The organism is Novisyntrophococcus fermenticellae (assembly GCF_018866245.1).
Classification (GTDB): Bacteria; Bacillota; Clostridia; order Lachnospirales; family Lachnospiraceae; genus Novisyntrophococcus; species Novisyntrophococcus fermenticellae.
The window spans coordinates 2,578,052-2,597,833 of sequence record NZ_CP076458.1 but is presented as its reverse complement, the minus strand read 5'-3'; the positions used below and the strand labels follow the sequence as shown (position 1 = coordinate 2,597,833).

21 protein-coding genes are annotated in these 19,782 nt (G+C 45.0%); 20 read left to right on the top strand and 1 reads right to left on the bottom strand.

Features of this window, described 5'->3' with window-relative positions; genetic code table 11:
• The first annotated feature begins 7 nt into the window (after positions 1–7).
• Genes KNL20_RS11870 through KNL20_RS11860 form a run of 3 tightly spaced genes read left to right on the top strand, consistent with a single transcriptional unit; the run spans position 8 to position 3,381 of the window.
• The gene (locus tag KNL20_RS11870; protein WP_230397953.1) at positions 8–1,048 is read left to right on the top strand and encodes a tetratricopeptide repeat protein; all 1,041 of its coding nucleotides are present in this window, start codon (positions 8–10) and stop codon (positions 1,046–1,048) included.
• Between the two features lie 9 nt (positions 1,049–1,057).
• Complete coding sequence (hflX, locus tag KNL20_RS11865; RefSeq protein ID WP_230397952.1) at positions 1,058–2,302, top strand: GTPase HflX; 1,245 nt, start codon at positions 1,058–1,060, stop codon at positions 2,300–2,302.
• 23 nt (positions 2,303–2,325) lie between these two features.
• Positions 2,326–3,381, top strand: coding sequence for an LCP family protein (locus KNL20_RS11860; RefSeq protein ID WP_230397951.1), 1,056 nt, complete (start codon positions 2,326–2,328; stop codon positions 3,379–3,381).
• Positions 3,382–3,452: 71 nt separating this feature from the next.
• Here KNL20_RS11860 and KNL20_RS11855 read toward each other — a convergent pair whose 3' ends face one another.
• Positions 3,453–4,967 (bottom strand): oligosaccharide flippase family protein, encoded by a 1,515-nt coding sequence (locus KNL20_RS11855; protein ID WP_230397950.1) that lies wholly within the window; start codon positions 4,965–4,967, stop codon positions 3,453–3,455.
• Positions 4,968–5,181: 214 nt separating this feature from the next.
• Here KNL20_RS11855 and KNL20_RS11850 point away from each other — a divergent pair, with 214 nt between their 5' ends.
• The 17 genes from KNL20_RS11850 to KNL20_RS11770 all read left to right on the top strand — a co-directional run bounded on the left by KNL20_RS11850 (position 5,182) and on the right by KNL20_RS11770 (position 19,678).
• A complete protein-coding gene (locus tag KNL20_RS11850) occupies positions 5,182–5,643 on the top strand; it encodes an RrF2 family transcriptional regulator (protein WP_230397949.1) in 462 nt (153 codons plus the stop codon).
• Positions 5,644–5,650: 7 nt separating this feature from the next.
• On the top strand, positions 5,651–6,841 hold the full coding sequence (gene nifS, locus KNL20_RS11845) for a cysteine desulfurase NifS (RefSeq protein WP_230400107.1): 1,191 nt from the start codon (positions 5,651–5,653) through the stop codon (positions 6,839–6,841).
• Positions 6,842–6,864: 23 nt separating this feature from the next.
• Complete coding sequence (gene nifU / locus KNL20_RS11840) at positions 6,865–7,302, top strand: Fe-S cluster assembly scaffold protein NifU (RefSeq protein WP_230397948.1); 438 nt, start codon at positions 6,865–6,867, stop codon at positions 7,300–7,302.
• A gap of 1 nt (position 7,303) precedes the next feature.
• A complete protein-coding gene (mnmA, locus tag KNL20_RS11835) occupies positions 7,304–8,383 on the top strand; it encodes a tRNA 2-thiouridine(34) synthase MnmA (protein WP_230397947.1) in 1,080 nt (359 codons plus the stop codon).
• Positions 8,380–9,180 carry a histidinol-phosphatase HisJ family protein gene (locus tag KNL20_RS11830; protein ID WP_230397946.1) on the top strand — a complete coding sequence of 267 codons (801 nt, stop codon included), beginning with the start codon at positions 8,380–8,382 and terminating at the stop codon, positions 9,178–9,180. Before mnmA ends, KNL20_RS11830 begins: the two co-directional genes overlap by 4 nt.
• A 97-nt stretch (positions 9,181–9,277) precedes the next feature.
• Complete coding sequence (gap, locus tag KNL20_RS11825) at positions 9,278–10,291, top strand: type I glyceraldehyde-3-phosphate dehydrogenase (RefSeq protein ID WP_230397945.1); 1,014 nt, start codon at positions 9,278–9,280, stop codon at positions 10,289–10,291.
• 68 nt (positions 10,292–10,359) lie between these two features.
• Positions 10,360–11,553: a phosphoglycerate kinase gene (locus tag KNL20_RS11820; RefSeq protein WP_230397944.1), complete on the top strand. Its 1,194-nt coding sequence runs from the start codon at positions 10,360–10,362 to the stop codon at positions 11,551–11,553.
• 559 nt (positions 11,554–12,112) lie between these two features.
• On the top strand, positions 12,113–12,859 hold the full coding sequence (gene tpiA / locus KNL20_RS11815) for a triose-phosphate isomerase (protein WP_230397943.1): 747 nt from the start codon (positions 12,113–12,115) through the stop codon (positions 12,857–12,859).
• 170 nt (positions 12,860–13,029) lie between these two features.
• Positions 13,030–13,785: a sigma factor gene (locus KNL20_RS11810; protein WP_230397942.1), complete on the top strand. Its 756-nt coding sequence runs from the start codon at positions 13,030–13,032 to the stop codon at positions 13,783–13,785.
• Positions 13,786–13,813: 28 nt separating this feature from the next.
• On the top strand, positions 13,814–14,269 hold the full coding sequence (locus KNL20_RS11805; RefSeq protein ID WP_230397941.1) for a DUF5684 domain-containing protein: 456 nt from the start codon (positions 13,814–13,816) through the stop codon (positions 14,267–14,269).
• A 55-nt stretch (positions 14,270–14,324) separates the two neighbouring features.
• On the top strand, positions 14,325–14,945 hold the full coding sequence (hisH, locus tag KNL20_RS11800; RefSeq protein WP_230400106.1) for an imidazole glycerol phosphate synthase subunit HisH: 621 nt from the start codon (positions 14,325–14,327) through the stop codon (positions 14,943–14,945).
• Complete coding sequence (gene hisF / locus KNL20_RS11795; protein WP_230397940.1) at positions 14,945–15,727, top strand: imidazole glycerol phosphate synthase subunit HisF; 783 nt, start codon at positions 14,945–14,947, stop codon at positions 15,725–15,727. Before hisH ends, hisF begins: the two co-directional genes overlap by 1 nt.
• Complete coding sequence (locus KNL20_RS11790) at positions 15,715–16,389, top strand: uracil-DNA glycosylase (RefSeq protein WP_230397939.1); 675 nt, start codon at positions 15,715–15,717, stop codon at positions 16,387–16,389. The genes hisF and KNL20_RS11790 overlap by 13 nt, the downstream gene beginning before the upstream one ends.
• Before the next feature lie 18 nt (positions 16,390–16,407).
• Positions 16,408–18,030, top strand: a complete 1,623-nt coding sequence (locus KNL20_RS11785; protein ID WP_230397938.1) for a putative polysaccharide biosynthesis protein — start codon at positions 16,408–16,410, stop codon at positions 18,028–18,030.
• Positions 18,023–18,658, top strand: coding sequence for a DUF6553 family protein (locus KNL20_RS11780; protein WP_230397937.1), 636 nt, complete (start codon positions 18,023–18,025; stop codon positions 18,656–18,658). Before KNL20_RS11785 ends, KNL20_RS11780 begins: the two co-directional genes overlap by 8 nt.
• A 24-nt stretch (positions 18,659–18,682) precedes the next feature.
• A complete protein-coding gene (locus KNL20_RS11775; protein ID WP_230397936.1) occupies positions 18,683–19,162 on the top strand; it encodes an S-ribosylhomocysteine lyase in 480 nt (159 codons plus the stop codon).
• Between the two features lie 27 nt (positions 19,163–19,189).
• Positions 19,190–19,678, top strand: a complete 489-nt coding sequence (locus KNL20_RS11770; protein WP_230397935.1) for a heme-degrading domain-containing protein — start codon at positions 19,190–19,192, stop codon at positions 19,676–19,678.
• Positions 19,679–19,782 lie beyond the last annotated feature (104 nt).

Sequence of the window (19,782 nt, the reverse complement as noted above, 5' to 3'; positions counted from 1 at the left end):
AAAAACGTTGAGAAAAGCAATTATCATAGGAGGAATATGCTGTCTGTTGGGCCTGCTGTCTGCCTGTCAGATAAAAGGTGAATCCGACACTTATGAAGCCGGTCTCGCGGCTTTAGATAAGAAGGAGTATACTGCGGCGCTGGCACAGTTCCAATCGGCGGCAAAAGAAGATGGGTATAAAGCCGAAGCTTACCGTATGGAGGGAATTGTCTATCTAAAGATGCAGGAATATGATTTTGCGGTAACCTTGCTGAATAAGAGTCTGGAAGAACTGAAGTTTAAACATGAAGATTTTGAAAAAGATGTTAATTACTATTTAGGAGAGGCGCATAAGGGGAGCGGGAACACAGAAAAAGCAATTGAGATTTACAGTGGACTAATCAGTAAGTATAAGGATGCGGAAGCATATTTTCTGCGCGGACAGTTGTATCTGGAACAACAGGAAGAAGAAAAAGCCACTTCTGACTTTAAAGCATCGCTGAAAAAGGACACAGGTTATGAGAATTATATGAATGTCTATATGGCTTATGCCGCTAAGAACAGAGGTGCCGATGGCGCCGCTTATCTGGAGAAGGCACTTCATAAAGATTCGGAGAAACCGGAAGAGCAGTATCAGCAGGGACGGATTTATTATTATCTGGAGGAATATGACAGCGCGAAAAAAGTCCTGAATAAAGCCGTGAATGCAAAGAATCAGGATGCCGTGCTCCTTCTTGGCAGAATTTATCTTGAAACAGGTGATACTGTCAATGCCAGAGCCTTGTACCAGAATTATCTTCGGGATAATGGGAAGTCTGCAATTGCTTATAATGGACTGGCACTTTGCGATATCGCAGATCGGGAACATGACAGTGCATTGGAGAACATTCAAAAGGGTCTGAAATATGGAAGTAAAGAGGAGCAGGAAAGCCTGCTGTTTAATGAAATTATAGCATACGAAAGGCGATTGGATTTTGAGACAGCGAAGGAAAAGATGACCGCTTTTCTGGAAAAATATCCGGATAATGAAGCAGCCATCCGCGAAAACACATTTTTGCAGAAGCGCTAAGGAGAAGGTATGGGAGATTTGTTTGAATCGGATCAAATAAAAGAAAGGGTGATTCTGGTTGGTGTCCAGATGCAGCGGCAGGAGGATGTCTTCTGGTCACTCCTGGAGCTGGAGGAGCTTGCACAGACTGCCGGAGCTTTCGTTGCGGCCAGGGTCGTGCAGAACCGGGAAGGAATTCATCCTGCAACTTATGTGGGAAAAGGAAAACTGGATGAACTTAAGGAAATGCTGGAGGTGCTTGAAGCTACCGGAATCATCTGTGATGATGAACTGTCTCCGGCACAGATGAACAATCTGGAGAGGGAACTGGAGTGCAAGGTCATGGATCGTACATTGCTGATTCTGGATATTTTCGCCGGAAGAGCAAAGACCAGTGAAGGTAAGATTCAGGTGGAACTGGCCCAATTGAAGTACCGGCAGGCCAGACTGGTAGGACTGCGCTCATCACTTTCCAGGCTGGGTGGAGGAATCGGCACCAGAGGTCCCGGAGAAAAGAAGCTGGAGATGGACCGGCGTCTGATTACAGACAGGATTGCCGCCCTTCGCAGAGAATTGGAAGATGTGCAGCGCCATCGGGATTTGATCCGGCAGCAACGAGAGCGGAGTCAAAGGAAAATCTGTGCAATTGTTGGATATACCAATGCCGGCAAGTCGACCCTGTTAAATGTCATGACGGGAGCCGGGATTCTTGCGGAAGACCAGCTTTTTGCAACCCTGGATCCTACTACACGTGTACTGGACCTTCCGGGTGGACAGCAGGTTCTCTTAACTGATACGGTTGGATTCATCCGCAAACTGCCCCATCATCTGATAGAGGCTTTTAAAAGTACGCTGGAGGAAGCCCGTTATGCAGATATTATCATTCATGTTGTGGATTCATCCAGTCCACAGATGGAACAGCAGATGGACGTTGTGTATGATACCCTGAAACAGCTGGGGGTAGAAGGACAGACAATCATTACACTATTTAATAAACAAGACAAGTTAGCAGAAGATAAAAGGCTTAGAGACAAGCATGCGGATTATGTCTTAAAGACATCCTTAAAATTTCAAAATGGCATGGAAGAGCTACGGCAGCTGCTGGAGGAGATATTGAAAAAGCAGCAGATATTTATTGACCGGACCTATTCTTACCAGGAGGCATCTAAGATATCTCTGATTCGTGCGCATGGTCAGTTGGTATCAGAAGAATACCTTCCGGAGGGAATTCAGATTCAGGCTTATGTACCAAAAGAAATCTATGGACAAGTATGACGTGAAGTACGTTTGGAGGAAATATGGGCAATCAGGAAAAACACGAACAGAAAAAGAAGAAGAAGTTGTGGATTGTGTTGCTTGTGATTCTGGCGATTCTGGCTGTGATTTTGGTTTCAGCATATGCAGCAGTCAAACATTATTACGGAAAGAGCAATTATGTAAAGGATGATGAGATTACCGTAGCGGACAGCGTGGAGACAGAAGACACCGGACTTACAGAGGAAGAATCCAGTGCTTTGGAGGCGGAAACCGAAGAAGTATTGGATGATATTACCTTGCCAAACAACAAGAACGTCTATAATATCCTGCTGATTGGTGTTGACCGCAGGGATAAATCCTGGAATGGAAATTCGGATTCCATGATTCTTATGTCTATTAATAAGGACACAAAGAAAATTCATATGACCTCATTTATGAGAGATTTGTATGCGGCAATTCCGGGAAAGGGTGTGCACAAATTAAATGCAGCCTGCGCTTACGGGGGAGGGCCTCTTGTAGTGAAGACAATTGAAGATAATTACAAGATTCCAATTGATAATTATGCCAGCGTGGACTTTGATTCCATGATTGATATTGTGGATTTGGTTGGGGGTGTTTCAATTGATATCTCCGAGGATGAAATGAGGGTTGCAAATGACTACATCAAAGAGATGTGTAAACTGAAGAATGAAGATGCATCCAAACATGCACTTACGCAGAGCGGTGAACAGCTTATGGATGGGTATCAGGCGGTGGCTTATGCCAGAATCCGATATGTTGGAAATGCAGATTATCAGAGGACGGAACGCCAGAGAGAGGTTTTAAGTAAAATTATTGAGAAATCAAAAGGATTGAACATCAGCCAGATTAATGCTCTTGCAAATCGTCTCCTGCCGAAGGTCACACATAACGTTGAGGAGGGCACGATGCTAACTCTTTTGTCAGAAGTACCCACCATACGAAACTATGAGATTGAACAGAGCCGTGTTCCATATGATGGTATGTTTTCTTCAAAGGGAGAGATGCTGCTTCCGGATTTTACGTCAACAATCAGGAAGCTGCAGACAGATATATATGGAAATTCCTCAGTAGAATAAAAGAACAGCACAAAACTGCTGCGATTTGGCCATAAGCTCGATTTTTTACGGGTGGCCAAATCGCAGCAGTTTTAATTTCGGACGCGTCTGAACAGAGTAGGAAGATGTGGGAGCAGGTAGCTGATTCCCATTGCAGTAATCGCCAGCAGCAGCTGGAGGACCTCATTAAAAAGAAAGAAACTGTTCAGTATTCCGATGACTGCAAAACTGATTCCGAGGGCGATAAGAAGAGATATCACCGGCTTCAGGACACATTCTGCGGCATCAAAGGAGAAGTCGGCTGTCCTGTGCAAAAAGAAGAGGTTCAGCATGGAGGAAGCCAGTTCACTTGCCAGAACACCCCACAGGTATCCCTGTATGCCAAAGGCAGGTATGGCAAAGAATACAAAGAGAATACGGATGCCAAGACCGACAATATTCTGGTAAAAGCAAAGCCTTGTCTTTCCAAGACCGTTCAATATGCTGGTCAGTGTGGAATTCAGGTATAGGAAAGGACTGATAAAAGCCAGAATCTGTATAAAGACACCTGCATCCTTGATGCGGAAAATCAGTGTTCCTATGGTCTGACCATAAACGCAGAATAAACCTGTGGCAAAGATCCCAAGAATCAGACAATACTTTATGGTAGCCTCTATGGTCCTGCGTACGTTTGCCAAATTTCCGGAGGCCTGATCCTCCGCTACGCTGGGAAGCAGCATGACGGCCACTGAATTGGTAATTGCACTTGGAAAGAGTATCATGGGAAGAGCCATACCTGTGATAATACCGTAGAGGGACAGCGCTTCATTGTTAGATAGTCCACATAACCGGAGGCGGTTTGGAATCAGAACAGCCTCTACGCTATGAAGCAGGGTGATGCAGATCCTGTTGGCTGTTAATGGGAGAGAAAGACTGAACAGCTCTACTGGATGAACATCTAAAGAATTCGGATGAAAATGATATTTATATTTTGAACATTCCCAGGTTATTGCGGTTAAGGTAAACAGACAGGCAACGCCCTCTCCGGCCAGAAGACCGATAACAGTCAGTCTGGCATCGGGTTGTATGCCCTGGTTTCTCATAATTAAATAAACAAAATAAGAAGACAGAACCCGTACAATCTGTTCCAGAAGCTGGCTAAGAGAAGGGATTCCGGTCTTTTTTTGTGCATAATAATAAGCAATGATGCAGGTATGTACGGTGGATAGTGGAATACTGTATGCCATGATATCAAGCAGCGGACCACAGCTGGATTCTCCCAGGATTCCAGCAGACAAAAAACCCGAAAAGGTTCTTACACCAAAAGCAGCCAAAATAGATAACAGCACGCAGAATCCTGTTCCTATAAAAAGAACGTCAAAACCACTTTTTCTGGAACCAACAGCGGTTTTGGCGGCAATTGTCCTCGACATAATCGTGGAAATGCCTCCGATACAAAGTGCAGTACAAAGAGAATTTATGGGAGTCAGAAGCTGGAAGATACCAATCTCCCTGGCACCAATCGTATGTGACAGGAATATTCTATAAAAGAAACCTATAATCCGGGTTAAGAACCCTGTAGCAGTCAAAATCACTGTGCCCAGAAGCAGTGTTTTTTTTCGTGACATTTTATGCTCCGATTCATCTACTTAAAACTAAATATATGTAAAAAACGGCCTTGACAGAACCAGCTTACAGTGCTATTCTGTAGTTGAAATTAATCCCGAGTAAATTACTCGGGATTGCGCAGCGAAATAAATCTATTACGATTCAGCCATATAAAGAATCGTAAACGTAACATAATTTCACTGCCAGCGTTTGTTCAAATGTAGAGGTGAAAAGATGAAATTGTCCACAAAGGGAAGATATGGGTTACGTGCACTGATTGATTTGGCTGCATATTCCCACGAAGATGAGGCTGTTTCCATCCAAAGCATTTCTGAACGCCAGAAGATTTCTGTCAGCTATCTGGAGCAGCTGGTTCGCCTTTTGAAAAAAGCAGGACTTGTGAAAAGCGTACGGGGAGCATGCGGAGGCTATATGCTTGCAAAATCCGCCGATGAAATTTCTGTTGGGGATGCATTAAGAGCCCTGGAAGGCAGTCTGGACGCAGTAACCTGCCCGGCCAATGAAGGTGAGGGAGGTTGCGAAGAGGCTGATTTCTGCGTAACACGTTATGTTTGGCAGGAAATCAATGACAGCATAACGACGGCGGTAGACGCCATCATGTTGAGTCAGTTGTTGGAAGAAAGGCAGAAATTAATGCCGCAGGGAAGACGTGCGTGTGAAGAATCGAGAGAATAAGAAGGAGATGGACAGCATGATTTATTTAGACAATGCAGCAACAACGAAAACCGCACCCGAAGTAGTGGAAGCCATGCTTCCTTATTTCAGTGAGTTATATGGAAATCCATCCAGCATCTATGAAATCGCCGGAAAAAGTAAGACGGCAATAGATAAAGGAAGAATCCAGATTGCGGATGTATTGCAGGCCAGACCGGAAGAAATCTACTTTACGGCAGGAGGAAGTGAGGCGGATAACTGGGCACTTAAGGCAGCCTATGAAGCCTATAAATCCAAAGGAAATCACATTATCACAACAAAAATTGAGCATCATGCGATTCTGCATACCTGCGAGTACCTGGAGAAGGAAAGAGGTGCCAGGGTAACTTACCTGGATGTGGATGAGAACGGTATTGTGAAGCTGGAGGAACTTGAAAAAGCAATTACGCCGGAGACAATTTTGATTTCCGTTATGTTTGCTAACAATGAAATCGGTACAATTCAGCCAATTAAGGAAATCGGCATGATTGCAAAAGAACATAATATATTATTCCATACGGATGCAGTTCAGGCATTTGGACAGATTCCGATCCATGTGGAGGAGTATCATATTGATATGCTCAGTTCCAGCGGACATAAAATCAACGGCCCAAAGGGCATTGGATTCTTGTATGTTCGTAAAGGAGTAAAGATTCGCTCCTTTATTCATGGCGGTGCGCAGGAAAGAAAACGCCGTGCGGGCACGGAGAACGTTCCGGGTATCGTAGGATATGGAGCGGCGGCTAAACGCGCTGCGGATACGATGGAAAAGAGGACAAAAAAGGAAATTGAATTACGCGACTACATGATCGACAGAATCCTTAAGGAAGTCCCATATTGCCGGTTAAACGGCGATTCCGTGAAACGCCTGCCGAATAACGTAAATATCAGCTTTCAGTTTATAGAAGGTGAATCCTTGCTGATCATGTTGGATATGGAAGGCATTGCCGCATCCAGTGGCTCCGCCTGTACATCCGGGAGTCTGGATCCCTCTCATGTATTGCTGGCTATTGGACTGCCTCATGAAATCGCTCATGGTTCACTTCGGCTGACACTCGGTGAGGATACGACGAAGAAAGACGTTGATTTTACCGTTGACAAGATAAAGGGAATCGTAGAGAGGCTGAGAAGCATGTCCCCACTCTATGAAGATTTTATAAAAAAACAAAATAGAAAGTAAAGTATTGATTGGAGGAATACAGTATGTACAGTGAAAAAGTTATGGATCACTTTCAGAACCCCAGGAATGTAGGGGAAATAGAGAATGCCAGTGGTGTGGGCACCGTGGGTAATGCAAAGTGTGGTGACATCATGCGTATCTATCTGGACATAGAGGATAACGGTGTAATCAAGGATGTGAAGTTTAAAACATTCGGATGTGGTGCGGCCGTTGCAACCAGCAGTATGGCCACGGAGATGGTGAAGGGAAAGACGATTCAGGAGGCTCTGGAGGTGACAAACAAGGCGGTGATGGAAGCTTTAGACGGATTGCCGCCGGTTAAGGTGCACTGTTCGCTTTTGGCAGAAGAGGCAATTCATGCCGCTCTTTGGGATTATGCGGAGAAGCATCACATTAAAATTGAAGGCTTAGACAAGCCAAAATCAGATATTGGTGAAGAGGAAATAGAGGAAGAGTATTAAGATGGCTGAAAAAGTAGTGGTGGGCATGTCAGGAGGGGTGGATTCTTCTGTAGCGGCGTACCTTCTGAAAGAAGCCGGATATGAAGTGATTGGAGTCACGATGCAGATCTGGCAGGAGGAAGATGAATGCTCACTGGAAGAAAACGGAGGCTGCTGCGGCTGGTCTGCTGTTGATGATGCCCGTAAGGTTGCCCGGATTCTGGATATTCCTTATTATGTAATGAACTTTAAAAGGGAATTTAAAAAAGAGGTCATGGATTATTTTGTAGATGAATATCTTCATGGGAGGACTCCGAATCCCTGCATTGCCTGTAACCGGTATGTGAAATGGGAAGCGCTTTTAAAGCGCAGCCTGGACATCGGGGCCGACTACATTGCCACGGGCCATTATGCACAGGTTGCGAAGCTTACGAATGGCAGATATGCCATCAAAAACTCAGTAACTGCTGCAAAAGACCAGACCTATGCACTATACAATCTGACTCAGGAGCAGCTGGCGCATACACTGATGCCGGTGGGGGCTTATACCAAAGATGAAATCCGTGCTGTGGCAAAGCAGATCGGTCTGCCTGTGGCAGATAAGAAGGACAGCCAGGAAATCTGCTTTATCACAGATCGTGATTATGCATCGTTTATTGAACGGGAAACCGGAGAAACAGTGCCCCAGGGGAACTTTGTGGATACTGCGGGCAGGGTAATCGGCCGCCATCGCGGCATAACACACTATACCGTCGGCCAGCGCAGAGGGCTCAATCTTGCAGCCGGCAGACGGGTATTCGTACTGGAAATACGGCCGGAGACCAACGAGGTCGTTATTGGAGAAGGGGATGAAGTCTTTTCTCACACAGTCCGGGCAAATCATTTGAATTTCATGGGAATTGAAGATATTCCGATAGGAGATTCCATGGAACTGACAGGCAAAATCAGATATGGACACAAAGGTGCAAGATGTATTGCGACCAGAACCGGTTCAGATGAACTGGTATGTCAATTTCCCGAGCCGGTTCGTGCCGTGACGCCGGGACAGGCTCTTGTACTTTACAAGGATGGATATGTGGCGGCAGGAGGAACAATCAGATGATAGCGGATTCCCATATGCACAGCAATTTTTCCAGTGACAGCGAAACCCCAATGGAGCAGATGGTGCAGCAGGCAATTTATTTAGGAATAAAAAGCATCTGTTTTACGGATCACTATGATAAGGATTATGAAAATGATAATTTTCAGTTAGATACAGAGCCATATCTGAAGTCCATTTCCGCAATGCGTGAAAAATTCGGAGATCAGATAGAAATCCGGTCGGGTGTAGAGCTGGGTCTTCAGATACATCTGAAGGAATGGCTCCAAAGCTATGTAAATCAATATCCGTTTGACTTTATCATAGGGTCTATGCACCTTTTGGAGGGCAGAGACCCCTATTATCCTGAGAATTTTTCCGGGAGAAGCGATGAAGAGCTGCTCCGCCAATATTTCCGGGATACGGCAGCCAATATCGAAAGTTTCCATGCCTTCCAGAGTCTTGGACACCTGGATTATCTGGCCAGGTATTTAAACTGGGAAACAGGTGATTACCAGTATCAGGATTATCAGGATGAGATTGATGAGATTCTGAAGAAACTGATTCAATATGGGATTGCTTTGGAAATCAATACAGGTGGCTGCCGCTCCCGGCTTGCACGCACGAATCCGGGCAGAGAGATACTCTTCCGATACCACGAATTAGACGGAGAACTGATTACAATCGGTGCAGATGGGCATACTCCTGAACAGGTGGGATATGGATTTACCCATATTGCAGAGCTTCTGAAGGAATGCGGATATGGGTATTATACAGTATACAGACAAAAAAAGCCTATATTTATTTCAATTAAGGATTGAATTTTCTGTAGAAATTAGGTAGAATAACACTAGGTTGATGTTTCTTTAACAAAGTAAGAAGCACAATGAATCTAAACACTTTAGGAGGAATTAAATCATGGCAGTAAAAGTAGCAATTAATGGTTTTGGACGTATCGGACGTCTTGCTTTCAGACAGATGTTTGGTGCGGAAGGATATGAAGTAGTGGCTATAAACGACTTGACATCCCCGACAATGTTAGCTCATTTATTAAAATATGATTCTTCACAGGGAAAATATGCTTTGGCTGATAAGGTAGAAGCAGGTGAGGATTCCATCACTGTGGACGGACAGAATATTAAAATCTATGCATTTCCTGATGCGAATAACTGCCCATGGGGAGAACTTGGCGTAGATGTAGTCCTTGAGTGTTCAGGATTCTATACATCCAAGGCAAAAGCACAGGCACATATCAATGCAGGTGCCCGCAAAGTAGTTATTTCTGCTCCTGCCGGAAATGACCTTCCTACAATTGTATATAACGTAAACCATGATACATTGAAACCTGAGGATACGATTATCTCCGCAGCATCCTGTACAACAAACTGTCTGGCTCCTATGGCACAGGCACTGAACGAACTTGCACCGATTAAAACAGGTATTATGTGTACCATTCACGCCTATACAGGTGACCAGATGACACTTGACGGACCTCAGAGGAACGGTGATTTAAGAAGATCCCGTGCAGCAGCCCTCAATATCGTTCCGAACAGCACAGGTGCAGCAAAAGCCATCGGTCTCGTTATACCGGAACTGAATGGAAAACTGATTGGTTCTGCACAGCGTGTTCCTACTCCGACAGGTTCTACCACAATTCTGACAGCCGTTGTAGACGGAACTGTAACTGTTGACGAAATCAACGCAAAGATGAAGGCTTCTGTTACAGAATCCTATGGCTATAATGTGGATCAGATTGTATCCAGCGATATCGTTGGTATGAGATATGGCTCTCTGTTTGATGCAACTCAGACTATGGTTCTTCCGCTTGATAACGGAACAACACAGGTACAGGTTGTATCATGGTATGATAATGAAAACTCATATACAAGCCAGATGGTTCGTACGATCAAATATTTCTCAGAGTTAGCATAAAAGTCAGATCCAGGAAGGGTCCGGTTCTCTTGGGACCGGGCCCTTTATTTCGCGCAGGAGGAAATTCTATGTTAAATAAAAAAAGTGTAGATGATATTAATGTAAAAGGACAGAAGGTCCTGGTTCGCTGTGACTTTAACGTACCGCTGCAGGATGGAAAGATCACAGATGAGAACCGTCTTGTGGCAGCACTTCCGACGATTCAGAAACTGGTGAATGATGGAGGACGGGTGATTCTTTGCTCTCATCTTGGAAAACCCAAAGGACAGCCGCTTCCGGAGATGTCTCTGGCACCGGTGGCAGTTCGCTTGAGTGAATTGCTTGGACAGGAAGTTAAGTTTGCTGCGGATCCTGAAGTTGTCGGACCAAATGCAAGGGCAGCCGCAGAGGCCATGAAAGACGGCGATATTGTACTTCTGGAAAACACCAGATACAGAGCAGAAGAGACAAAGAATGAAGATGCATTCAGTAAAGATCTGGCTTCCCTGGCAGAAGTCTTCGTAAATGATGCTTTTGGTACTGCACACAGGGCACACTGCTCAAATGTCGGAGTCACCAAATACATGAAGACAAATGTCGTGGGCTATCTGATGCAGAAGGAAATAGATTTCCTGGGAAATGCTGTAAATAATCCGGAGCGTCCGTTTGTTGCAATCTTAGGCGGAGCAAAAGTTTCCAGCAAGCTTTCTGTAATTGAGAATCTGCTCGATAAGGTAGATGTTCTGATTATCGGAGGCGGTATGTCCTATACGTTCAGCAAGGCAATGGGCGGGAACGTAGGAAATTCGCTTCTGGAGGAAGATTACTGTGACTATGCAGTTAAAATGATAAAGAAGGCTGAAGATAAAGGCGTAAAGCTGCTGCTTCCGGTGGATTCTGTCATCGCAGATGACTTCTCCAATGATGCAAACACCCAAGTTGTAAATGCAGGCGATATTCCGGATAACTGGGAAGGCCTTGATATCGGACCCGAGACAGTAAAATTGTTTACAGGTGCCGTAAAAGAAGCAAAAACAGTCGTCTGGAACGGCCCTATGGGAGCATTTGAGATGCCTAAATTTGCTGTAGGCACCGAAGCAGTTGCAAAAGCACTTGCCGAAACAGACGCTGTTACAATTATCGGAGGCGGAGATTCCGCAGCAGCGATAAACATCCTGGGCTATGGAGATAAGATGACACACATCTCCACAGGCGGCGGAGCCTCCCTTGAATTCCTGGAAGGAAAAGAACTCCCCGGCGTAGCAGCCGCTGATAATAAGTAAACACTTGGCGAGGTGTTTTCGAGCCTTAGTGTTTACTTAGTTCGCCGCACTTAGCGAGATATATCGAGCTTAGTAAGGGGAACCTACCCGAACACTTGGCGAGGTGTTTTCGAGCCTTAGTGTTTACTTAGTTCGCCGCACTTAGCGAGATATATCGAGCTTAGTAAGGGGAACCTACCCGAACACTTGGCGAGGTGTTATCGAGCCTTAGTGTTTACTTAGTTCGCCGCACTTAGCGAGATATATCGAGCTTAGTAAGGGGAACCTACCCGAACACTTGGCGAGGTGTTTTCGAGCCTTAGTATAGCCGATCATAAATACCTTTCTGCTTCACTGGTCTGAATTCCGCGATAACCGCAATGTCAAAGCCTCGCCGTAGCCCGCTACGGCTACGTTTTGCCATCACGGTTCTCACGAAATCATCCTCATTGAATCAGCAAGTTATTTAATGTCGTCTATACTAGTGTTTACTTAGTTCGCCGCACTTAGCGAGATATATCGAGCTTAGTAAGGGGAACCTACCCGAACACTTATTTTGCATTTGGCAAAGGAGGAAAATATGAGGAAAAAAATTATTGCGGGAAACTGGAAAATGAATATGACACCAAGCCAGGCGGTGGAGTTGGTGAATACATTAAAGCCATTAGTAGCTAACGAAGAAGCCGATGTAGTGTTCTGCGTGCCTGCTATTGATATTGTCCCTGTAACAGAAGCATGCAAAGGCACAAACATTCAGGTGGGTGCCGAGAATATGTATTTTGAAGAGAGCGGTGCATATACCGGAGAGATTTCACCGGATATGCTGACGGATGCAGGTGTGAAATACGTAGTCTTAGGTCATTCGGAGAGAAGAGAATACTTTCATGAGACCAATGCAGATGTGAATAAAAAAGTCTTAAAGGCACTGGAACATGGTATTACTCCGATTATGTGCTGCGGAGAGACACTTGAGCAGAGAGAGCAGGGTGTTACGATGGATTTCATCCGTCAGCAGGTTAAGGTTGGATTCCAGAATGTGACGGCAGATCAGGCAAAGACTACTGTGATTGCATATGAGCCTATATGGGCCATCGGAACAGGTAAGACAGCCACCACAGAGCAGGCCGAAGAAGTCTGCAGAGGCATCCGCGAATGCATTGCTGAAATCTATGATGATGCTACAGCAGCAGAAATCCGCATTCAGTACGGTGGTTCCGTCAATGCGGGCAATGCAGCGGAACTGTTTGCACAGCCGGATATTGACGGCGGGCTTGTGGGGGGAGCATCTCTGAAAGCTGACTTCGGTAAAATCGTGAATTATAAATAAGGATTAAATGAGGGCATAGGGGCATATTACTGACAGGACTTCGTCAGGATATATGCCCTTTATCTTTCGGATAAACTCGCACCAATGAAGAAAATAACGGGGTGACGGAACAAAAGATTTGTGTTAAGATACAAGGGAAATATATAATTATAACGTAAGGATGGACTCATTTGGACATAAAAAGCTTTCAAAAAAAATTAGGTGAGCTTGTAGAGCTTGCAAAATATAATAACAGGACATTGAATGCAGAACTGGTTGAACAGTTTTTTGGTGCATGCGGACTGGAGGAAAACCAGATAAAGAGTATCTATGTGTATCTGAAATCTCAGGGAATACATGTTAAGGGTGGAACCAGGGAGTCGGAAAGTGATTATGACATGATGCCCGCACAGATCGATGAAAAGACAGAAGCAGATCCTTTGTCTGTGGAAGAAGAGGAATACCTGAAAAACTATGTAGAGGGTGTCAAAGCCGGATTTGTATCGAAAGTGGAGCGGGAAGAGTTATTCCAAAAAGCCATGGACGGTGACGCAGCGGCAAGGCAGCGTCTGGTGGAAGGCTATCTTCCGGAGGTGATTCGGGCGGTAAGGAGTCTGCACCGCAAAGAAATCTTTGCAGGGGATATGCTGCAGGAAGGGAATATAGGACTCTTATCTGCTCTGGAAACGCTGAACGCAGCAGAGAATCCCCATGAATGGATACTGGAGTCTATAAATAAAGAAATAAAACAGTTTCTTCATATGTATCAGGAACAGTGCCGGGAGGATGATTATCTGATCAACAGGGTAGAGAAGCTGGAAGCGGCGGTCAGAGATTTGACTGATGGAGCTGAGGATAAATTCAGCGTGGAAGAGCTCTCTGTATTTCTGGACATGAGTGTTGAGGAAATTAAGGATGTACTACGGCTTACAGGTGACGATAAATAAGTAACATAAGTGAGGAAGGAGACAGATTATGATTTTTAACTTGATTGTATTTTTACTAAGCCTGGGGTTTCTGGCCTGGCTGGCAGTGATAGCAATCGTGGTTTTGAGTGTTGTCGGTATGTGGATGATTTTTGTCAAGGCTGGGGAAAGTGGATGGAAATCCCTGATTCCTGTCTACAATATCTATATTTTATATAAAATATGCTGGAATGTAAAGGCATTTGCACTCATGCTTGTGCTGGAAATTATAGGATCATTTCTGGATGGAAAGAACAGGAGCTGGTTTATTGGTCTGCTGGTTTTTCTGGTTGGTGCGGCCCTATTGGCTATTCAGATTCTGTTCTGTGCCAAGCTGGCAGGTTCCTTTGGCAGAAGTCTGATCTTTGCAGCCGGGTTATTCTTCTTTAATACGGTTTTTATTATGATTCTGGGTCTGGGAAGTTCACGCTATTATGGGCCGGACAGAGGCCCGGCAGGGATATGATATCCGACGCTGCCGGAACTTTTTATATTTTGGAGCCAATAAGGGGAGAACGTATATGATTGCTTTAATTGATTATGATGCAGGGAATATTAAAAGCGTTGAAAAAGCGCTTCAGGCATTGGGAGAAGAGGTACTTGTAAGCAGAACACCGGAGGAGCTGCTGCAGGCGGAGAAGGTGATTCTGCCGGGTGTGGGCAGCTTTGGAGACGCCATGGAAAATTTGCATAAATTCGGTCTGGTGGATGTTATTCATGAAATTGTAAACCGGGGAACGCCGTTTTTGGGAATTTGTCTCGGCCTGCAGCTCCTCTTTCAGAATAGTGAGGAGAGTCCTGGAGTTCAGGGCCTAGGCTTGCTTGAGGGCGAGATTCTGCGTATTCCGGATCAGGAGGGGCTTAAAATTCCCCATATGGGTTGGAATTCCCTTGAACTGCAGAATGAGGGAAGGCTGTTTCGCGGTATTTCGAATCAGCCTTATGTATACTTTGTCCATTCCTATTACTTGAAAGCAAAGGACGAGCGGATTGTAAAGGCGACAACAGAATATAGCACACATATTCATGCCTCTGTGGAAGCCGGCAACCTGTTTGGCTGTCAATTTCATCCGGAGAAAAGTTCGGATGTAGGGCTTGCGATCTTAAAGAATTTTGCATCCGTAGGAAAGGAGCGTGCTTAATGTTTACAAAGAGAATCATTCCTTGTCTGGATGTGAATCAGGGAAGGGTTGTAAAGGGTGTTAATTTTGTGAATTTAAAAGATGCCGGTGATCCGGTTGAAATTGCCAAAGCCTATGATAAAGCAGGGGCAGATGAGGTAGTGTTTCTGGATATCACCGCATCCTCCGATAATCGTGGAACAGTGGTGGATATGGTGAGAAAGGTGTCGGCTAACGTATTCATTCCCTTTACGGTTGGAGGTGGAATACGCACTGTGGAGGATTTTAAAGTGCTGCTTAGAGAGGGTGCTGATAAGATATCCATCAATTCAGCTGCTATTTTGAATCCGGAGCTGATCAGTGATGCGGCATATAAATTCGGAAGTCAGTGTGTGGTTGTTGCCATCGATGCAAAGCGCCGCAAGAATGGTGGTTGGAATATCTATAAGAATGGGGGCCGCGTCGATATGGGTATCGACGCTGTAGAGTGGGCCGTACGTGCGGAGAAACTGGGTGCCGGAGAGATTTTGCTGACAAGCATGGATTGTGACGGAACAAAAGCAGGTTATGATATTGAATTGACCAGAACAATTTCAGAAGCGGTCAATATTCCGGTTATTGCTTCCGGAGGGGCAGGCACACTGGAGCATTTTTATGAAGCGTTGACCGAAGGTAAAGCGGATGCGGCGCTGGCGGCATCACTCTTTCATTTTAAGGAACTCCAAATAAAAGAAGTTAAGAATTATCTGGCGGACAAAGGTGTTCCTGTCCGTATGCAGGAGGTGACACCATGCCGCCGATAAGCGGAAGCTGGGCGAAGGCCCTGCAGGGTGAATTTCATAAACCATATTATAAGGAATTATTTGAGACAGTAGGAAGAGAGTATCAGACGCGCAAGGTATTTCCGCCGCCGGAGGATCTCTTCAATGCATTCCACCTTACTCCGCTGGACCAGGTAAAGGTGGTTATTCTGGGACAGGATCCCTATCACAACGATGGACAGGCTCACGGGCTTTGCTTCTCTGTGAAGCCCGATGTTGAAATTCCACCGTCACTTGTAAATATCTACAAAGAATTAGAAGACGATCTGGGGTGCTATGTTCCGAACAATGGATACCTGGTAAAATGGGCAAATCAGGGAGTACTGATGCTGAACACAGTACTGACCGTGCGTGCGCATCAGGCGAATTCCCACCGTGGAATCGGATGGGAGCAATTTACCGATGCTGCAATCAGGATACTTGCGGAGCAAGATCGTCCTATGGTATACATACTTTGGGGAAAACCGGCACAGATGAAGAAAAGCATGCTGTACAATCCAAAGCATTTGATTTTGGAAGCGCCTCACCCCAGTCCACTGGCGGCTTACAGAGGATTTTTCGGGAGCAGACCTTTTTCCAGAACTAATCAGTATCTGCAGGAGAACGGCCTGGATCCAATTGACTGGCAGATAGAGAATATATAGAGACAGAGGTCAATACTTATGAGTAAGAAAAACACGTTGATGAAAAATGCATCGCTGCTCATGGCGGCATCGATGATTTCCAGAATTATTGGCCTGTTATACCGCCGTCCCCTGGGGCAGGTCTTAGGCGCAGAAGGAATGGGGTATTATGCATATGCAAGTAATCTGTATGCAATATTACTGCTTATATCCTCATACAGTATCCCGATGGCTGTCTCCAAGGTTGTATCCGAACGCCTGGCATTAAAGCAATACCGAAACGCACATAAAGTGTTTCAGGGAGCACTTTTGTATGCCTTACTCGTGGGAGGAGCTGCAGCACTGCTTGCATTTTTTGGCGGGAGCGTCCTTCTGCCTAAAAATCAGCAGAATGCCGTTCTGGCTCTGCGGATTCTGGCTCCGACGATTTTACTTTCGGCAGTTCTGGGCGTCTTCCGTGGATATTTTCAAGCGCATAATACGATGATGCCCACCTCCATCTCTCAAATTGCAGAGCAGATTATGAATGCAATTATAAGCGTCCTGGCAGGATACCTGCTGATTAAGGGCTTTGCTTTGAACGACACAACACATGCGGTTTACGGAGCTGCCGGGGGAACTTTGGGTACCGGGGCAGGTGTTTTGACCGGACTTTTATTTATGCTGTTTGTTTACGGTGTGAACAGAGGGACCATAAACAGCCAGGTCAGAAGAGACATTTATCATGAGGAAGAAAGCTTCGGGGAAATCTTCCGGATAATCTTCCAACTGGTAACTCCGGTTATTTTTACGACCTTTATTTATAATGCCAGTTCCTATCTGGACAGCTACATCTTTTCCAGTATTCAAGGGATACACGGAGTATCCAGTAAGGTTATCTCTGAACAGTACGGTGAGTTCAGCAATTATTATGTAACCTTGATTAACGTTCCGCTGGCTCTGGCTTCGGCCAGTGCATCTGCCATGATGCCGGTTGTTTCAGGAAATTATGCGACCGGTGAGAAAAGAGTCGCGAATGATAAAATCAATGAGACAATCCGGCTGACCATGTTCATCTGTGTGCCTGCTGCCGTAGGGCTGGCTGTGCTGGCACACCCGATTATGGGCGTACTTTTTCCTGCTTCCACAAAGCTGGGAAGCAACCTGTTGATGTTTGGTGCGGTATCTGTGGTTTTTTCGGCCTTATCAACGATTACCAACAGTGTCTTACAGTCCATCGGGAAGCAGGGAATTGCGCTCCGGAATGCGGCAGTATCACTGGGACTTAATCTGGTTTCTCTGACACTTTTGCTTCTCGTGCTTCCAGGTACGGGAATTTACGCCATGCTGGCAGCCAATATTCTGTTTTCGGTCTGCATGTGTGTATTGAATGGATTAGCGCTTAAACAGTATCTGGGGTACCGGAATGAACTTATGGATTCTTATGGAAAACCATTCCTTGCAGCGGCTGGTATGGGAGTGGTTGCCGGACTTTTGTACTATGGTCTCTTTGCGCTGACAAGACGGCCGTTCATATGCTTGGTGATTTCCATACTGTCAGCGGTGATAATCTATATGGTCCTTTTTGTCATTGTCACCGGAACAACAGAGGACGAGATGCAGAAATTCCCATTTGGGAGTAAAATTATAACATTTCTGCGGCTTATAAGAGTTTATGGATAATAAAAAAGAAGGGATTATCTGTTTTATGAATCAGGAGATGGAAAAACTATATTATCAGGAGATAGATAAGAATAAGCGGAAGGTGCTTCTTGAGCAGGCAGTCAAAGAGGAGCATATGAATCGGGAAGACGCTTTAAGACAGGAAATCTGGAATCGGAGATATAAACGGCGGGAGAAAGAACCGGAAGGAGTTGATTACTACATCCGGGGATGGATGACGGCCGTGTATCTAAAGAGACAAGGTTCTTCAGTTTTTGGAAGACGGCGTGAGCGAAAGGAAATTCAAAAGATAAAAGAGGATTGGAATCTGGATTTTTTGCAGGGAATGGGAGACTCCGGAGAAAAGCTTCTATATCAGGAACTTTATAATATGGTAAAATGCTATATAAATCTATGTATGAATGACAGAAATTACCGCTCATATCTTATGGGTATGATGCAGATGGACCAGAAAAAACTGACAGAGAAAATCGCAGATGAGGTATGTGAGATTTCGATTCATGCGCCCCGGATTCTGCAGATGGAGGATGGGTTCCGGATCTTACAGGATGCAGTGGTTGATGCTTTCACGGACATGTTTCCGGAGGGGAGCCATCTGATAAAGAAAATAGAACATAATAACCAATAAAGAGTATGGAAGAAGGAAAATTAAATGGAAAAAATAGCAAGCTTTACAATTGATCATCTGAAACTGCAGCCGGGTATCTACGTATCCAGGAAAGACCACATCGGTGCAGAGACCATAACAACCTTTGATCTTCGCATGACATCCCCGAATGAGGAACCGGTTATGAATACCGCTGAGCTTCATACCATTGAGCATCTTGCGGCTACTTATCTCCGCAATGACCCTAAGTGGCAGGACAAGGTAATATACTTTGGCCCTATGGGCTGCAGAACCGGAAACTATCTGCTTCTTGCAGGAGACTATGAGTCCCGGGATATCGTGGAGCTCATTGTAAAAACGTTTGAGTTTATTCGGGACTTTGAAGGGGAAATACCGGGAGCTAAAGCAAAGGACTGTGGAAATTATCTGGATCAGAATCTGGATATGGCAAGGTATTTGGCAAACAGATATCTGACACAGGTATTATATGATATGAAACCGGAACGTCTGGTATATCCACAATAGTAAATAGGAAAGGGTGGCTATTTGACAATGGAAGAACTATTAAAGGTTTTGGAAATGCAGGAGGAGATTCTGCAGTTTTCTCATTTTACTAATGCAGATGCATGGGAATTGGGAAATCAGATTGTAATGGAGGCGAACCGCAGAAATCAGTCGGTGGCGGTGAGTATCCGTCTGAACAATGGGTATACGGTTTTTCAATATGGATTTGACGGTACGACACTTTATAATGAAGAAATCCTGAGAAGAAAGTATAATACCGTAAAATTCACAGAACAAAGCAGTATGCACCTTTATATTCAACTGCGTCTGGAAGAGATAGCCCAGGAAGAGATACTCGGTCCCGGAACAGAATATGCTGCAATGGGTGGCGGATTTCCAATCAGAATTGAAGAGGTGGGAGTCATCGGAGCCATCGTAGTTTCCGGACAGGACCATGTTCTGGACCATGATTTGATTGTGAAGTGTGTCAGCAAATATCTGCATGTAGACGAAGTCCCCAGAATTCATGGGCTCTGATACAAAATTTACCGGATTTCATGACTGTTTGGTGAACGAAAGTCCTGAAAACACCTGTAAAATAGTGTTTTCAGGGCTATTGTGTATGAAAAATGTTTTTACGT

Excerpts from the sequence above, each read along its gene's own strand:
- hflX (WP_230397952.1), top strand. The coding sequence starts at position 1,058 with ATGGGAGATTTGTTTGAATCGGATCAAATAAAAGAAAGGGTGATTCTG.
- KNL20_RS11860 (WP_230397951.1), top strand. The coding sequence starts at position 2,326 with ATGGGCAATCAGGAAAAACACGAACAGAAAAAGAAGAAGAAGTTGTGG.
- KNL20_RS11855 (WP_230397950.1), bottom strand. The coding sequence starts at position 4,967 with ATGTCACGAAAAAAAACACTGCTTCTGGGCACAGTGATTTTGACTGCT.
- KNL20_RS11850 (WP_230397949.1), top strand. The coding sequence starts at position 5,182 with ATGAAATTGTCCACAAAGGGAAGATATGGGTTACGTGCACTGATTGAT.
- nifS (WP_230400107.1), top strand. The coding sequence starts at position 5,651 with ATGGACAGCATGATTTATTTAGACAATGCAGCAACAACGAAAACCGCA.
- nifU (WP_230397948.1), top strand. The coding sequence starts at position 6,865 with ATGTACAGTGAAAAAGTTATGGATCACTTTCAGAACCCCAGGAATGTA.
- mnmA (WP_230397947.1), top strand. The coding sequence starts at position 7,304 with ATGGCTGAAAAAGTAGTGGTGGGCATGTCAGGAGGGGTGGATTCTTCT.
- KNL20_RS11830 (WP_230397946.1), top strand. The coding sequence starts at position 8,380 with ATGATAGCGGATTCCCATATGCACAGCAATTTTTCCAGTGACAGCGAA.
- gap (WP_230397945.1), top strand. The coding sequence starts at position 9,278 with ATGGCAGTAAAAGTAGCAATTAATGGTTTTGGACGTATCGGACGTCTT.
- KNL20_RS11820 (WP_230397944.1), top strand. The coding sequence starts at position 10,360 with ATGTTAAATAAAAAAAGTGTAGATGATATTAATGTAAAAGGACAGAAG.
- tpiA (WP_230397943.1), top strand. The coding sequence starts at position 12,113 with ATGAGGAAAAAAATTATTGCGGGAAACTGGAAAATGAATATGACACCA.
- KNL20_RS11805 (WP_230397941.1), top strand. The coding sequence starts at position 13,814 with ATGATTTTTAACTTGATTGTATTTTTACTAAGCCTGGGGTTTCTGGCC.
- hisH (WP_230400106.1), top strand. The coding sequence starts at position 14,325 with ATGATTGCTTTAATTGATTATGATGCAGGGAATATTAAAAGCGTTGAA.
- hisF (WP_230397940.1), top strand. The coding sequence starts at position 14,945 with ATGTTTACAAAGAGAATCATTCCTTGTCTGGATGTGAATCAGGGAAGG.
- KNL20_RS11790 (WP_230397939.1), top strand. The coding sequence starts at position 15,715 with ATGCCGCCGATAAGCGGAAGCTGGGCGAAGGCCCTGCAGGGTGAATTT.
- KNL20_RS11785 (WP_230397938.1), top strand. The coding sequence starts at position 16,408 with ATGAGTAAGAAAAACACGTTGATGAAAAATGCATCGCTGCTCATGGCG.
- KNL20_RS11780 (WP_230397937.1), top strand. The coding sequence starts at position 18,023 with ATGGATAATAAAAAAGAAGGGATTATCTGTTTTATGAATCAGGAGATG.
- KNL20_RS11775 (WP_230397936.1), top strand. The coding sequence starts at position 18,683 with ATGGAAAAAATAGCAAGCTTTACAATTGATCATCTGAAACTGCAGCCG.
- KNL20_RS11770 (WP_230397935.1), top strand. The coding sequence starts at position 19,190 with ATGGAAGAACTATTAAAGGTTTTGGAAATGCAGGAGGAGATTCTGCAG.